Annotated in this window: 13 protein-coding genes; 12 read left to right on the forward strand and 1 reads right to left on the reverse strand. The window is 71.0% G+C overall.

Annotated features, from left to right (window positions below; genetic code table 11):
* Positions 1-71 precede the first annotated feature (71 nt).
* Both ADL25_RS12785 and ADL25_RS12790 read left to right on the forward strand, forming a co-directional pair.
* Positions 72-1,490, forward strand: coding sequence for an NAD-dependent malic enzyme (locus ADL25_RS12785; RefSeq protein WP_059127814.1), 1,419 nt, complete (start codon positions 72-74; stop codon positions 1,488-1,490).
* A gap of 383 nt (positions 1,491-1,873) precedes the next feature.
* The gene (locus ADL25_RS12790) at positions 1,874-2,155 is read left to right on the forward strand and encodes an HU family DNA-binding protein (RefSeq protein WP_007382399.1); all 282 of its coding nucleotides are present in this window, start codon (positions 1,874-1,876) and stop codon (positions 2,153-2,155) included.
* Positions 2,156-2,346: 191 nt separating this feature from the next.
* On the opposite strand, the gene murA is transcribed toward ADL25_RS12790, so the two are convergent.
* On the reverse strand, positions 2,347-3,687 hold the full coding sequence (gene murA / locus ADL25_RS12795) for a UDP-N-acetylglucosamine 1-carboxyvinyltransferase (protein ID WP_059127815.1): 1,341 nt from the start codon (positions 3,685-3,687) through the stop codon (positions 2,347-2,349).
* A gap of 309 nt (positions 3,688-3,996) precedes the next feature.
* Here murA and ADL25_RS12800 point away from each other — a divergent pair, with 309 nt between their 5' ends.
* The 10 genes from ADL25_RS12800 (at position 3,997) to ADL25_RS48940 (ending at position 14,898) form a co-directional block, all read left to right on the forward strand.
* A complete protein-coding gene (locus tag ADL25_RS12800) occupies positions 3,997-4,566 on the forward strand; it encodes a YqgE/AlgH family protein (protein WP_059127816.1) in 570 nt (189 codons plus the stop codon).
* 30 nt (positions 4,567-4,596) lie between these two features.
* Entirely contained in the window at positions 4,597-4,875 is a 279-nt protein-coding gene (locus ADL25_RS12805; protein ID WP_079050316.1) for a DUF3039 domain-containing protein, read from the forward strand.
* 232 nt (positions 4,876-5,107) lie between these two features.
* Complete coding sequence (locus ADL25_RS12810) at positions 5,108-6,412, forward strand: extracellular solute-binding protein (RefSeq protein WP_059127818.1); 1,305 nt, start codon at positions 5,108-5,110, stop codon at positions 6,410-6,412.
* 25 nt (positions 6,413-6,437) lie between these two features.
* Positions 6,438-7,364 (forward strand): carbohydrate ABC transporter permease, encoded by a 927-nt coding sequence (locus ADL25_RS12815; RefSeq protein WP_059127872.1) that lies wholly within the window; start codon positions 6,438-6,440, stop codon positions 7,362-7,364.
* Positions 7,365-7,369: 5 nt separating this feature from the next.
* Complete coding sequence (locus ADL25_RS12820) at positions 7,370-8,215, forward strand: carbohydrate ABC transporter permease (RefSeq protein WP_059127871.1); 846 nt, start codon at positions 7,370-7,372, stop codon at positions 8,213-8,215.
* Positions 8,216-8,226: 11 nt separating this feature from the next.
* Complete coding sequence (locus ADL25_RS12825; RefSeq protein ID WP_059127819.1) at positions 8,227-9,846, forward strand: beta-N-acetylhexosaminidase; 1,620 nt, start codon at positions 8,227-8,229, stop codon at positions 9,844-9,846.
* 279 nt (positions 9,847-10,125) lie between these two features.
* On the forward strand, positions 10,126-11,019 hold the full coding sequence (locus ADL25_RS12830) for an FAD binding domain-containing protein (RefSeq protein ID WP_059127820.1): 894 nt from the start codon (positions 10,126-10,128) through the stop codon (positions 11,017-11,019).
* On the forward strand, positions 11,016-12,434 hold the full coding sequence (locus ADL25_RS12835) for a (2Fe-2S)-binding protein (RefSeq protein WP_059127821.1): 1,419 nt from the start codon (positions 11,016-11,018) through the stop codon (positions 12,432-12,434). Before ADL25_RS12830 ends, ADL25_RS12835 begins: the two co-directional genes overlap by 4 nt.
* On the forward strand, positions 12,431-14,737 hold the full coding sequence (locus tag ADL25_RS12840; RefSeq protein ID WP_059127822.1) for a xanthine dehydrogenase family protein molybdopterin-binding subunit: 2,307 nt from the start codon (positions 12,431-12,433) through the stop codon (positions 14,735-14,737). Before ADL25_RS12835 ends, ADL25_RS12840 begins: the two co-directional genes overlap by 4 nt.
* The gene (locus tag ADL25_RS48940) at positions 14,734-14,898 is read left to right on the forward strand and encodes a hypothetical protein (protein WP_159044919.1); all 165 of its coding nucleotides are present in this window, start codon (positions 14,734-14,736) and stop codon (positions 14,896-14,898) included. Before ADL25_RS12840 ends, ADL25_RS48940 begins: the two co-directional genes overlap by 4 nt.
* Positions 14,899-14,948 lie beyond the last annotated feature (50 nt).

The following is a 14,948-nucleotide window of genomic DNA, read 5'->3' on the forward strand; positions in this document are numbered from 1 at the left end:
CACGTACTCCCCGGTAGGTGCGACGATCGGACGGCACATACGCGACACGGTGAAAGCAGAGGAAGTCGGCCATGGCAACGGCGCCCAGCGTCTCCTACTCGATGACGGTCCGGCTGGAGGTGCCCGCGAGCGGAACCGCGGTGTCCCAGCTCACCACGGCCGTGGAGTCCTCCGGAGGCTCGGTGACGGGCCTCGACGTCACCGCGTCGGGCCACGAGAAGCTCCGTATCGACGTCACCATCGCCGCCACCTCGACCTCCCACGCCGAGGAGATCGTCGGGAAGCTGCGTGGCATCGAGGGCGTGACCCTGGGCAAGGTCTCGGACCGTACCTTCCTCATGCACCTCGGCGGCAAGATCGAGATGGCGTCGAAGCACCCCATCCGCAACCGTGACGACCTCTCCATGATCTACACCCCGGGCGTGGCGCGCGTCTGCATGGCGATCGCGGAGAACCCGGAGGACGCCCGCCGTCTGACCATCAAGCGCAACTCCGTTGCGGTCGTGACGGACGGGTCGGCCGTGCTGGGCCTCGGCAACATCGGCCCGAAGGCCGCGCTGCCCGTGATGGAGGGCAAGGCGGCGCTCTTCAAGCGGTTCGCCGGCATCGACGCCTGGCCGCTCTGCCTCGACACCCAGGACACCGACGCGATCGTCGAGATCGTCAAGGCGATCGCCCCCGGCTTCGCCGGGATCAACCTCGAGGACATCTCGGCACCCCGCTGCTTCGAGATCGAGGCACGGCTGCGCGAGGCCCTCGACATCCCGGTCTTCCACGACGACCAGCACGGCACCGCGATCGTGGTGCTCGCGGCCCTGACCAACGCGCTTCGTGTGGTGGGCAAGGCGATCGAGAGCGTTCGGGTCGTCATGTCGGGCGCGGGCGCGGCCGGTACGGCGATCCTCAAGCTGCTGCTCGCGGCGGGGGTGAAGAACGCGGTCGTCGCCGACATCCACGGCGTCGTGCACACCGGCCGCGAGGACCTGGTGGCCGCCGCCGCGGACTCGCCGCTGCGCTGGATCGCCGACAACACCAACCCCGAGGGCCTGACGGGCACGCTCAAGGAGGCCGTGCACGACGCGGACGTCTTCATCGGCGTCTCCGCCCCGAACGTCCTCGACGGCGACGACGTCGCCGCCATGGCCGACGGCGCGATCGTGTTCGCGCTCGCGAATCCCGACCCCGAGGTCGACCCCGCAATCGCTCGCCAGACGGCGGCCGTTGTGGCCACGGGCCGCTCCGACTTCCCGAACCAGATCAACAACGTCCTGGTGTTCCCCGGCGTCTTCCGCGGTCTGCTGGACGCGCAGTCCCGCACCGTCAACACGGACATGATGCTGGCCGCCGCGACCGCCCTCGCGGACGTGGTGACCGAGGACGAGCTGAACCCGAACTACATCGTCCCGAGCGTCTTCAACGAGAAGGTCGCGGGCGCGGTGGCGGGTGCGGTGCGGGAAGCGGCGAGGACGGCGGTGCCGTCGGGCCAGTAGTCCGGCCCTGTGACCATGGCCACGGTGGCCGCGTGTCCGGCGCGTCGCGGAACCCCGGAGCCCTGGCCGCCCTCTATGGTGGCGGCCAGGCTCATGGCCCCAGGGGCCTGCGGTCCGTTGCCGGGAGGGGGCGGAGCGTCACCACAGCGAGGCCGTGGCGCTTTCGTGTGACTCCCAAGGGTGTTCTCGTGGCTCCTACGGGTGCCGGATTGGCTTTCCCGCCGCAGGTGGGGGCAGGATGCGTCTTCGGGCGCGAGGGTCTGACGACGGACCCGGGTCCGGGGACCCACCGAGGACCCTGGCAGCATCGGCTTCGCCGTGCCCATCATGCGGCTCCGCCGCGTGGCACGCCTCAACGGCAAGAAGAACACGGGAGTAACAACATGAACCGCAGTGAGCTGGTGGCCGCGCTGGCCGACCGCGCCGAGGTGACCCGCAAGGACGCCGACGCCGTGCTGGCCGCGTTCGCCGAGACCGTCGGCGAGATCGTCGCCAAGGGCGACGAGAAGGTCACCATCCCCGGCTTCCTGACCTTCGAGCGCACCCACCGTGCCGCTCGCACCGCGCGCAACCCGCAGACCGGCGACCCCATCCAGATCCCGGCCGGCTACAGCGTGAAGGTCTCCGCGGGCTCCAAGCTCAAGGAAGCCGCCAAGGGCAAGTGACCTTGCCGGTCGTACGCCGCGGGACGGCGTACGAGGCCGTACCGTCACGGAACGGCGCAACACAGGCCGTACCGCCACGGGACGGCGTAACGAGGCCCGCAGACGCTCCTCGGGACGGCGTACGGGCCCGGTAAGGCCGAAGGGGCGGCCACCCGGTTCGGGTGGCCGCCCCTAGCGCTGTCCTGGTGGCCTCAGCCGAGCGCCTTGCCCGGCAGCTCGACCTTCGCGCCCAGCTCCACGAGCTTGTCCATGAAGTTCTCGTAGCCGCGGTTGATGAGGTCGATGCCGTGGACCCGTGACGTGCCCTGGGCGGCGAGGGCCGCGATCAGGTACGAGAACCCGCCGCGCAGGTCGGGGATGACGAGGTCGGCGCCCTGGAGCTTGGTCGGGCCCGAAACGACCGCGGAGTGGAGGAAGTTGCGCTGCCCGAAGCGGCAGTCGGAGCCGCCGAGGCACTCGCGGTAGAGCTGGATGTGTGCGCCCATCTGGTTGAGCGCGGAGGTGAAGCCGAGACGGGACTCGTAGACCGTCTCGTGGATGATCGACAGGCCCGTGGCCTGCGTCAGGGCGACCACCAGGGGCTGCTGCCAGTCCGTCTGGAAGCCCGGGTGCACGTCCGTCTCCAGCGCGATGGACTTCAGCTGGCCGCCGGGGTGCCAGAAGCGGATGCCCTCGTCGTCGATCTCGAAGGCGCCGCCCACCTTCCGGTAGGTGTTCAGGAACGTCATCATCGAGCGCTGCTGCGCCCCGCGGACGTAGATGTTGCCCTCGGTCGCCAGCGCCGCCGACGCCCAGGAGGCGGCCTCCAGACGGTCCGGGAGGGCGCGGTGGGCGTAGCCGCCGAGCTTGTCCACACCGGTGATGCGGATCGTGCGGTCGGTGTCCATCGCGATGATCGCGCCCATCTTCTGCAGCACGCAGATGAGGTCCTCGATCTCCGGTTCGACGGCCGCGTTGGACAGCTCGGTGACACCCTCGGCGAGCACGGCCGTCAGCAGGACCTGCTCGGTGGCGCCGACGGACGGGTAGGGCAGCCGGATCTTCGTGCCGCGCAGCCCCTTGGGCGCCTCCAGGTACTGGCCGTCCGCGCGCTTCTCGATGGTGGCGCCGAACTGCCGCAGCACGTCGAAGTGGAAGTCGATGGGACGGCCGCCGATGTCGCAGCCGCCGAGGCCGGGGATGAACGCATGGCCCAGCCGGTGCAGCAGGGGGCCGCAGAAGAGGATCGGGATGCGCGACGAGCCCGCGTGGGCATCGATGTCAGCGACGTTCGCGCTCTCGACGTGCGTCGGGTCCAGCACCAGCTCGCCGGGCTCCTCGCCCGGACGGACCGTCACACCGTGCAGTTGCAGCAGTCCGCGCACCACACGCACGTCGCGGATGTCGGGAACGTTGCGCAGGCGGCTCGGCGCGCTGCCCAGCAGGGCGGCGACCATGGCCTTCGGCACGAGGTTCTTCGCGCCGCGGACACGGATTTCGCCCTCCAGGGGGGTTCCGCCGTGGACAAGCAGGACATCGTCGTTGACGGTCATGGATCTCGCGTTCCGTGGAGTTGGGCAGGGGCCGGAGACGTAAGCGTAATGGCCGTCCACCCCCCGCAAGTAAGCCCGAGGACCTCCGGGCTACGTCATAGCTTTGCCACAACACGAACCGTGCGTAACCGGACGCACGGGGTTACCACGTGTCACGGGGCGCCCGCGCGTCGGCCACCCGCCCTCCGCTCTCCCGGCGCCTCTCGGGAACGGGCCCTCACCAGGCGGCCTGTCCGGTCACCGACCGCATTCACCCGCGTACCCGCATTGCCTCTCCACGTGGAGGCAAGATGCGGGATCATGTCTGCCATGACCGAGGTGTCCTCGCTCACAGGGCGGCTGCTCGTGGCCACACCCGCCCTGGCGGACCCGAACTTCGACCGCGCTGTGGTGCTCCTCCTCGACCACGACGAGGAGGGCTCGCTCGGTGTGGTCCTCAACCGCCCCACCCCGGTGGACGTGGGAGACATCCTGGAGGGTTGGGCGGAACTCGCGGGCGAACCCGGCGTCGTCTTCCAGGGCGGTCCGGTCTCGCTGGACTCGGCGCTCGGCGTGGCGGTGATCCCCGGCGGGTCCGGGGAGCGTGCCCCGCTCGGCTGGCGGCGGGTGCACGGGGCGATCGGCCTTGTCGACCTGGAGGCACCGCCGGAGCTGCTCGCCAAGGCCCTCGGTTCACTGCGCATCTTCGCCGGGTACGCGGGCTGGGGTCCGGGACAGCTCGAGGACGAGCTCGTGGAAGGCGCGTGGTACGTCGTCGAGTCGGAACCGGGCGACGTGTCCTCCCCGGAGCCGGAGCGGCTGTGGCGGGAGGTGCTGCGGCGACAGCGCAGCGAGCTGGCGATGGTGGCCACCTACCCGGACGACCCTACGCTCAACTGATGCGTGGGAGTCTTCAGTACTCTTGGCCCTATGAGCACTCTTGAGCCCGAGCGCGGCACTGGTACGGGGACCCTCGTAGAGCCGACGCCGCAGGTGTCGCACGGCGACGGTGACCACGAGCGCTTCGCCCACTACGTCCAGAAGGACAAGATCATGGCGAGCGCCCTCGACGGTACGCCCGTCGTCGCGCTGTGCGGCAAGGTGTGGGTACCGGGTCGCGACCCGAAGAAATACCCAGTTTGCCCCATGTGCAAGGAGATCTACGACTCCATGGGCAGCGGCGACGACGGCAAGGGTGGCGACAAGTAGCGATCGGCCTCCCGCCGGGCATCTGCTGAGCCCCCGGAGTGCACTTCATGCACTCCGGGGGCTTTTGTGTCTTCTGTCGGGGCACTGCCGTTGCACGGGGTGCGTAAGGCGGTCACAGAGTGGTGGAGACCTCTTGTCGTCATGTTCATGTAGTCCCTAGCCTCCGATGTGTTGTGCAGAGCAAAACAGCCATTGCGCATGTTGCAACGCGCTCAGCTCCGGAGGATGCTCCATGAAGCTCTCTGCCCCAGCCACCCGTCTGGCCGCCCTTCTGCTCGCGGCCCTCACCGCCACCTCGTGCGCCCCTCAGACCGCCGACGGCTCCGGCTCAGGAAAGGACGAGAAGACCGGGACCCTGCGGGTGTGGCTCTTCCAGGAGGTCGACAACAAGCCCAAGGAACAGGTCGTCGACCGGGCAGTCGCCGCCTTCGAGAAGGCCCACGACGGCGCCGACGTCACCGTCGAGTACATCCCCGTCGAGACCCGCGCCCAGCGCGTCAAGGCCGCCTTCAACGACCCGAAGAGCGCGCCCGACGTCATCGAGTACGGCAACACGGACACCGCCGGCTACGTCAAGGACGGCGGACTCGCCGACGTCACCGAGGACTTCACCGCCTGGAGCGAGTCCAAGGACACCGACCCCACCGCACGCCAGTCCGTCACCGTCGACGGCCGCGTCTACGGGGCCCCGTACTTCGTCGGAGTCCGGGCCCTCTACTACCGCACCGACGTCTTCGAGGAGCTGGGACTGCAACCCCCGAAGACGCTGGCGCAGTTGGTGGAGACCGCGCGCGCCGTCCACGCGGCCAGGCCCGGTCTGTACGGCCTCGCCGTCGGCGGCGCCTACACCTACGGTGCGCTGCCCTTCATCTGGGCCCACGGTGGTGAACTCGCCGTCGGCAGCGGTGGTTCGTACAGCGCGGCCGTGGACGGCACCGCCGCGAGGGCGGGCATCTCCGCCTACACCTCGCTCTTCGGCAACGGCAACTGCCCCGCCGCCAAGTGTGCAGAAATGGGCGGCAACGACACGGTCACCGCCTTCGCCGCGGGCAAGGCCGCCATGGCGATCGGCGGCGACTTCAGCCACCAGGCGGTCGAAGCCGGGAAGGTCAAGGGCAAGTACGCCGTCGTACCGCTGCCGGGCCTGAAGGTGGGCGAGATCGCGCCGGCGTTCGCGGGCGGCAACAACATCGGCGTCCTGAAGAGCACCGCGCACCGGAGCCTCGCCGTCGACCTCATGGAGCGGCTCGCCTCGAAGCGGACCCAGCAGGAACTCTTCGACGCCATGGGCTTCCTGCCGACGTTCACGGACGTGCGTGAGCAGGTCGCGCGCGAGGAGCCGTTCGTCGAGCCGTTCGTGCGGACGCTCGCCGCGGGCACCAGGTTCGTACCCGTGTCCCCGGCGTGGGCCCGGATCGACGCCTCGCTCGTCCTGCCGACGATGTTCCAGGAGATCGTCAGCGGCAAGAAGGACGTGCGGGCGGCCTCGGCGGCGGCGGCGAAGAAGATGAACGACGCGTTCGGCTCCGCGGGCTGAGCGGGTGGCCGCTCCGGACACGGTCGTGGACCGGCACCCGCCCGCCACCACGACCGTGACACGCACACAGGGAGCGCGGCGAGCGGGCCGCACCCCGTGGCTCTATCTCGCCCCCGCCCTCGTCGTGCTCGGCGGGCTGCTCGTCTACCCCGTCTACCAGCTCGGCCTGATCTCGGTCCTGGAGTACACCCAGGCCCAGGTCAGCGGCGGCAAGCCGACGAGCTTCCGGGGGCTCGGGAACTACACGACCCTCTTCTCGGACGACCAGTTCTGGTCGGTGCTGCTGGCCACGGTCGTGTTCGCGGCGGCCTGCGTCCTGTGCACCCTGGCCGTCGGCTGCGCGCTCGCCGTGCTGCTCACCCGCGTCCGTGCCGTGCCGCGGCTCGCGCTGATGCTGGCCGCCCTCGGGGCATGGGCGACCCCGGCCGTCACGGGCTCCACGGTCTGGCTGTTCCTGTTCGACCCCGACTTCGGCCCGGTGAACCGCCTCCTGGGACTCGGCGACCACTCGTGGACGTACGGCCGCTACAGCGCGTTCCTCCTCGTGCTGCTCGAAGTCGTGTGGTGCTCCTTCCCGTTCGTGATGGTGACGGTGTACGCGGGTATCCGTGCCGTCCCGGCCGAGGTGCTGGAGGCCGCCGCACTCGACGGCGCCTCGCAGTGGCGGATCTGGCGGTCGGTGCTCGCGCCGATGCTGCGCCCGATCCTGGCCGTCGTCACCATCCAGTCGGTCATCTGGGACTTCAAGGTATTCACACAGATCTACGTGATGACCAACGGCGGCGGCATCGCCGGGCAGAACCTGGTGCTGAACGTGTACGCGTACCAAAAGGCGTTCGCGTCATCCGAGTACAGCCTCGGCTCGGCGATCGGCGTGGTGACCCTGCTGATCCTGCTGGCCGTCACACTCGGCTATCTGCGGCTGCTGCGCAGGCAGGGGGAGGAGCTGTGACCCTCGTGAATCTTGTGCGCGGATCCGTGCGCCGTCCCTGGCGGTCGGCGGCGGAGGCGTCGGCGCTGCTGATCGCGGCGGTGGTCGCCTTTCCGCTGTACTGGATGGTGCTGAGCGCCGTGAAGCCGGCCGGCGAGATCGAGTCGACCCGTCCGCGTCCGTGGACCGGATCGCCGACCCTGGATTCCTTCCGCCGGGTCTTCGGGCAGCAGGAATTCGGCCGTTACTTCCTCAACAGCCTTGTCGTCGCGGGCTGCGTCGTCGTCGCCTCGGCACTGATCGCGTTTCTCGCCGCGACGGCGGTGACGCGATTCCGCTTCCGTTTCCGGACGACCTTGCTGATCATGTTTCTGGTCGCCCAGACGGTGCCCGTGGAAGCCCTGGCGATCCCGCTGTTCTTCCTGATGCGGGACCTCGGACAGCTCAACACCCTCGGCGCGCTCATCCTGCCCCACATCGCCTTCTCGCTGCCGTTCGCGATCTGGATGCTCCGGGGTTTTGTGAAGGCGGTTCCCGAGGCGCTGGAGGAGGCCGCCCATCTCGACGGGGCGAGCCGGGCGCGATTCCTGTGGCAGATACTTTTCCCGCTCGTACTGCCCGGCCTGGTGGCGACGAGTGTGTTCTCCTTCATCTCCGCCTGGAACGACTTCCTGTTCGCCAAGTCGTTCATCATCAGCGACACTTCGCAGTCCACTCTCCCGATGGCACTTCTGGTGTTCTACAAGCCCGATGAGCCGGACTGGGGAGGCGTGATGGCCGCGTCGACGGTGATGACCATTCCGGTCCTGGTCTTCTTCGTCGTCGTGCAACGACGGCTCGTATCGGGGCTGGGCGGATCTCTCAAGGATTGAGGACTGACGTGATGGAACTGATTCCGGCGCCACGCGCCGTCGACGGCCCCACACGCTGCGGTGTCGAGCTCGACGAGGACACCACCCTGTGGGCCGGACCTGGTACGGGGACCACGGAACGCTGGCTGCGCTCCACCCTGGGGCCGGCCCTCGGGCTGCCTCTGACGCCCGGTCCGAAGGACGGCGCCAATTCGCTGCGGCTGTGCCTGGACGACGAACTGGAGCCCGAGGCGTACAAACTCTCCGCCGTCGTCGGCCGGGGGCTCGAGATCCGCGGCGGCGGCCCGGCCGGGGTGTTCTGGGGCGCCCAGACGCTGCGTCAGCTGCTCGGCGCCGACGCCTTTCGGCGTGCCCCCGTGCGTCCGGGACTCGTCCACGGAATTGCGCACCGGATCATCGAGGATGCACCCCGTTTCGGCTGGCGCGGTCTCATGCTCGACGTGGCCCGGCACTTCATGCCCAAGGACGGCGTTCTGCGCTACCTGGATCTCATGGCCGCCCACAAACTCAACGTCTTCCACTTCCACCTCACGGACGACCAGGGCTGGCGTCTGGAGATCGAGCGGTATCCGCGGCTCACCGAGATCGGATCCTGGCGGGCGCGCACCAGATACGGCCATCGTGCCTCCCCACTGTGGGAGGAGAAGCCGCACGGCGGTTTCTACACCCAGGACGACATCCGCGAGATCGTGGCGTACGCGGCCGAGCGGCATATCACCGTCGTTCCCGAGATCGACGTACCCGGGCACAGCCAGGCCGCCATCGCCGCCTATCCGGAACTCGGCAACGGCGATGTCGTCGACACGGGCTCCCTCTCGGTCTGGGACGACTGGGGCGTCTCGAAGAACGTGCTCGCCCCCACCGACGCCACCCTGCGGTTCTACGAGGGGGTGTTCGAGGAGGTCCTGGAACTGTTCCCCTCGACGTTCGTCCACATCGGCGGCGACGAGTGCGCCAAGGACCAGTGGCGGAAGTCCCCGGCCGCCCAGGCGCGCATCAGCGAACTGGGCCTGGCCGGCGAGGACGGACTCCAGTCGTGGTTCGTACGGCACTTCGACACCTGGCTCACGGCGCGCGGCCGCCGGCTCATCGGCTGGGACGAGATCCTGGAGGGCGGCCTCGCGGACGGCGCCGCGGTGTCCTCGTGGCGCGGCTACGCGGGCGGGGTCACGGCGGCGCGGAGCGGCCACGACGTCGTCATGTGCCCGGAGCAGCAGGTGTACCTGGACCACCGTCAGGACGCCGGAGCGGACGAGCCCGTGCCCATCGGGTACGTGCGCACGCTGGAGGACGTCTACCGTTTCGAGCCGGTTCCGCCCCAGTTGACCGAGGAACAGGCGCGTCACGTCCTCGGGGCCCAGGCCAATGTGTGGACCGAGGTGATGGAGGACCCGGGGCGCGTGGACTACCAGACGTTTCCCCGGCTCGCCGCCTTCGCCGAGGCCGTCTGGAGCGATCTGCCCGCGCCCGCGGACCGCGACTTCGCGGACTTCGAGCGGCGGATGACCGCCCACTACCCCCGGCTCGACGCCCTGGGCGTCGCCTACCGGCCGCCCGCCGGACCGCTGCCGTGGCAGCGGCGACCCGGTGTGCTCGGACGCCCGATCGAGGGTGCCCCCCCGAACGTGTGAGGAGGCCCGGGACAGGGAGCCGGGGGACCCGGCTCCCTGGAAACGTGACCCGGCATGGGAAAAGCGGCACAAGGGTCACCGAAGAGCGGAAATTCGCCCGCATTTGCGAACTTGTTGCAAAACGGACCATCGACCTGGTGAGAGGGCGAATGCCTCCTAGCGGACCCCTGCGTCAGGGACCCGGGAAGATGTGCCAGAGTTGCCACGTCCGCCCTGTCAGCACGTACCGTACGGCAACACAGGTGGGACCAGGTGGGGCAGCGGGAAGGGGCAGCCGGTTTGACCACGCACGCACCGCAGGCGGCGCAGGCCGTGACGCTGCCCGCCTCTCTCGACGAGGCCGTGGCGGCGCTCGCCGCCATGCCGGCCGCCGTCCCCGTGGCGGGCGGCACCGACCTCATGGCCGCGGTCAACTCCGGTCAGTTGCGGCCCGCCGCGCTGGTCGGTCTCGGTCGCATCAGTGAGATCCGCGGCTGGCAGTACCAGGACGGCCACGCACTGCTCGGCGCCGGTCTCACCCACGCGCGCATGGGCCGTCCCGACTTCGCGGCCCTCATCCCCGCCCTCGCCGCCGCCGCGCGGGCGGCCGGTCCGCCGCACATCCGCAACGCCGGCACCCTTGGCGGCAACATCGCCTCGGCCGCGCCCACCGGGGACGCGCTTCCGGTGCTGGCGGCACTGGAGGCCACGCTGATCATCGCGGGCACGAACGGAACCCGCCGTGAGATCCCGGTCTCGCATCTGCTCGCCGGCATGGAGCTGCTCCGGGCCGGCGAACTCGTCGGCTACGTGCGTGTACCGCTGCTGCATGCCCCCCAGGTCTTCCTGAAGGCGACCGGACGCACCGGTCCCGGGCGGGCCGTCGCGTCAGTGGCGCTCGTCCTCGACCCCGCCCGGCGCGGGGTGCGCTGCGCCGTCGGTGCCATCGCGCCGATGCCGCTGCGCCCCCTGGACGCCGAGCAGTGGGTCGCCCAGCTCATCGACTGGGACAACAACCGCGCGATCGTCCCGGAGGCGCTCACCGCCTTCGGCGAGTACGTCGCGGCCGCCTGCATCCCGGATCCCGCTCCGGCGGAGGACGGCACCGTGGAGCAGTTGCCGCCCGCCGTACTGCACCTGCGGCGCACCGTCGCCGCGCTGGCCCGACGAGCACTGGGGAGGGCGCTGTCGTGACCGACGACCAGCACCGGGAGGGCGGCCCTCAGGGGCGCGCCCGCGGCTCCTGGGAGCGGCTGCCGCAAGGGGACTACGACGACGGCGCCACGGCCTTCGTGCAGCTGCCCGAGGGCGGCATCGACGCGCTGCTGGCCTCCGACAGCCCGCTGGCCGCGCCCGGTCACGGTTATGTGCCCCCGCAGTTCACCGCGGCGCCGGGCGCGGCCGCGCAGCCGCAGGGCGACGAAGCGTGGGGCGCGCCCGCGGAGGGTGCCCGGTGGCCCGATCCCGGCGCCGCCGGCCCGGAGGGCTCCGGCGACCGGTTCACCTACCAGCCCGGTGCGACCGGACAGTGGAACTTCGAGGACGCCGCCGCGCAGGAGGCTCCGGCCTCCGGGCACGACGTCACCGGACAGTGGTCGATCCCCGTGGCGAACGGTGATCTTCCAGACGAATCGGGCGAGTTCAGCACTTCCGCCCTCGTCGAGCAGTGGGGCGGCAGTCCGCCGGCGACCCTGCCGGGGGGCGCCGCCGCCCCCTGGGCGACGAGCGCGGCCGGACAGCCGTGGTCGGAGGAGACACCGGGCGGTGCCGCGCAGGCGCCCGTCGAGGTCCCTGCAGAGCCGTCCGTCGGGCCGTACGGGAACGCCGGGCCCCCCGGTGTTCCCGAGGCGCCTGAGGCGGCACAGGAGCCGTCCACGGCCGTCGAGGCGTCCGAGGCCGAACAGGCTCCCGAAGCCGATCCGGAACCGGCGGCCGAGGCCGCCGAGGCGGAGGAGCCGGCCCGCGGCCCCGCCGGGGCGCACGACGAACACCCGCTGGCGTCCTACGTCCTGCGGGTCAACGGCGCCGACCGGCCCGTGACCGACGCGTGGATCGGCGAGTCACTGCTGTACGTGCTGCGCGAGCGGCTCGGCCTCGCGGGCGCCAAGGACGGCTGTTCGCAGGGCGAGTGCGGCGCCTGCAACGTCCAGGTCGACGGACGGCTCGTCGCGTCCTGCCTGGTGCCCGCCGTGACGGCGGCGGGCAGCGAGGTGCGCACGGTGGAGGGCCTCGCCGCCGACGGACAGCCCTCGGACGTGCAACGGGCGCTCGCCCGGTGCGGCGCCGTGCAGTGCGGTTTCTGCGTCCCCGGGATGGCGATGACCGTGCACGACCTCCTGGAGGGCAACCCGGCGCCCACCGAGATGGAGACGCGCCAGGCCCTGTGCGGCAACCTGTGCCGCTGCTCCGCCTACCGAGGCGTGGTGGAGGCCGTCAAGGAGGTCGTCGCCGAGCGCGGGGCCCACGCGCAGGCCGAGTCCGCGACCGGCGGCGACGAGCCGCGCATCCCGCACCAGGCCGGTCCGGGCGCAGGCGGTGTGCACCCCTCCGCGTTCGACGGCGCCGACCCCGACCAGCACCCGTACGGCCAGGACGGAGGCCAGGCGTGAGCAACGAAGCCGCCACCGCGACCACCGCGGAGGCCGCACCGGCCCCCGAGCCGCTGCCGCACGGCCTGGGCGCCTCCCTGCCGTCCACCGACGCCGGGGCGAAGACCGAGGGCACCTTCCCGTACGCGGCCGATCTGTGGGCCGAGGGACTGCTGTGGGCCGCCGTGCTGCGCTCGCCGCATCCGCGCGCGCGGATCCTGTCCATCGACACCAGCCACGCGCGCGAGATGCAGGGTGTGCGGGCCGTGGTCACCCACGAGGACATTCCCGGCGAGGCTGTCCACGGACGGGGCACGGCCGACCGGCCCGTGTTCGCCTCCGAGGTCGTACGTCACCACGGGGAGGCCATCGCGGCGGTCGCCGCCGACCACCCCGACACCGCACGCATGGCCGCCGCCGCCGTCATCGTCGAGTACGAGGTGCTCGACCCGGTGACCGATCCCGAACAGGCCTTCGACTCCGAGCCGCTGCACCCCGACGGCAACCTGATCCGCCACATCCCTTTGCGCCACGGCGACCCCGACGCGCTCGGCGAGATCGTCGTCGAGGGCCTGTACCGCATCGGCCGCCAGGACCCCGCCCCGATCGGTGCGGAGGCGGGTCTCGCCGTGCCCCGGCCCGACGGCGGGGTCGAGTTGTACATCGCCTCCACCGACCCGCACACCGACCGCGACCGCGCGGCCGCGGTCTACGGCCTCGAGCCCGAGCGGGTGAAGGTCGTCGTCACCGGCGTGCCCGGCGCCAGCGCGGACCGCGAGGACCAGGGCTTCCAACTGCCGCTCGGACTGCTCGCCCTGAAGACGGGGTGCCCGGTCAAGCTGACCGCGACGCGCGAGGAATCCTTCCTGGGGCACGTCCACCGCCACCCCACCCTTCTGCGCTACCGCCACCACGCGGACGCCGAGGGCAATCTGGTGAAGGTCGAGGCGCAGATCCTGCTGGACGCCGGCGCCTACGCGGACACGTCCTCGGAAGCGCTCGCCGCGGCGGTCTCCTTCGCCTGCGGCCCCTACGTCGTACCGAACGCCTTCATCGAGGGCTGGGCCGTGCGCACCAACAACCCGCCGTCGGGCCATGTGCGCGGCGAGGGCGCGATGCAGGTGTGCGCCGCCTACGAGGCCCAGATGGACAAGCTGGCCAAGAAGCTCGGGCTCGACCCGGCCGAACTGCGGTTGCGCAACGTCATGGCCACGGGCGACATCCTGCCCACCGGCCAGACCGTGACCTGCCCGGCACCCGTCGCCGAGCTGCTCGAGGCGGTCAGGGACCACCCGCTGCCCGCGCTCCCCAAGGACACCCCCGAGGACGAGTGGCTGCTGCCCGGCGGCCCCGAGGGCGCGGGCGAACCCGGTGCCGTGCGGCGCGGTGTCGGCTACAGCATCGGCATGGTGCACATGCTCGGCGCGGAGGGCGCGGACGAGGTCTCCACGGCCACGGTGAAGGTGCAGGACGGGGTGGCGACGGTGCTGTGCGCCGCCGTCGAGACCGGCCAGGGCTTCACCACGCTGGCCCGGCAGATCGTCCAGGAAACGCTCGGTATCGACGAGGTGCACGTGGCACCGGTCGACACGGACCAGCCGTCGGCAGGGGCCGGCTGCCGGGGCCGCCACACCTGGGTGTCCGGCGGCGCCGTGGAGCGTGCCGCCAAGATGGTCCGTACCCAGCTGCTGCAGCCCCTGGCGCACAAGTTCGGCATGTCGACCGAACTGCTCCAGATCACCGACGGCAAGATCACCTCGTACGACGGGGTGCTGTCGACCACCGTCACGGAGGCGATGGACGGCAAGGAGCTGTGGGCCACGGCGCAGTGCCGCCCGCATCCGACGGAGCCGTTGAACGAGACCGGCCAGGGCGACGCCTTCGTGGGGCTCGCGTTCTGCGCGATCCGCGCGGTGGTGGACGTGGACATCGAGATCGGCTCGGTGCGGGTCGTGGAACTGGCCCTCGCCCAGGACGTCGGCCGGGTGCTGAACCCGGCGCAGCTCGTCGCGCGCGTGGAGGCGGGCGTCACCCAGGGTGTGGGCATCGCGCTCACCGAGAACCTGCGCACGGCCCGCGGACTGGTCCGCCACCCCGATCTGACGGGCTACTCCCTGCCGACGGCGCTGGACGCGCCCGACATCCGGATCGTCAAGCTCGTCGAGGAACGGGACGTGGTCGCGCCCTTCGGTGCGAAGTCGGTCAGCGCGGTGCCGGTGGTCACCTCCCCGGCGGCCATCGCGTCCGCGGTGCGGGCGGCGACCGGCCGCCCGGTCAACCGCCTGCCGATCCGACCTCAGGCTGCCGTGGTGACGGGGCAGTGAGCACCGGAGAGGGCGCGGACGACCCGGGCCCCGCTACCCCGTCGTCGGACCAGGAGCAGCGCTACGAGCCCGCGCCCGCGATCGGGAAGCTCCTGGGCTGGGTCCTCCTCTTCGTGCTCGCCGCGATCGTCGTCGTGCTGGGCGGCGTGTACTTCACCTGACGGACCCCGGCCGGTGGACGGTCCTCGGTGTGGTTCTTGTCACGAGTCCG

This window comes from Streptomyces sp. NRRL F-5122, assembly GCF_001507435.1.
Taxonomy (GTDB): Bacteria; Actinomycetota; Actinomycetes; order Streptomycetales; family Streptomycetaceae; genus Streptomyces; species Streptomyces lannensis.

What these genes read in the sequence shown, in the direction of transcription:
- ADL25_RS12785 (WP_059127814.1), top strand. Translation starts at nt 72, where the DNA reads ATGGCAACGGCGCCCAGCGTCTCCTACTCGATGACGGTCCGGCTGGAG.
- ADL25_RS12790 (WP_007382399.1), top strand. Translation starts at nt 1,874, where the DNA reads ATGAACCGCAGTGAGCTGGTGGCCGCGCTGGCCGACCGCGCCGAGGTG.
- murA (WP_059127815.1), bottom strand. Translation starts at nt 3,687, where the DNA reads ATGACCGTCAACGACGATGTCCTGCTTGTCCACGGCGGAACCCCCCTG.
- ADL25_RS12800 (WP_059127816.1), top strand. Translation starts at nt 3,997, where the DNA reads ATGACCGAGGTGTCCTCGCTCACAGGGCGGCTGCTCGTGGCCACACCC.
- ADL25_RS12805 (WP_079050316.1), top strand. Translation starts at nt 4,597, where the DNA reads ATGAGCACTCTTGAGCCCGAGCGCGGCACTGGTACGGGGACCCTCGTA.
- ADL25_RS12810 (WP_059127818.1), top strand. Translation starts at nt 5,108, where the DNA reads ATGAAGCTCTCTGCCCCAGCCACCCGTCTGGCCGCCCTTCTGCTCGCG.
- ADL25_RS12825 (WP_059127819.1), top strand. Translation starts at nt 8,227, where the DNA reads ATGGAACTGATTCCGGCGCCACGCGCCGTCGACGGCCCCACACGCTGC.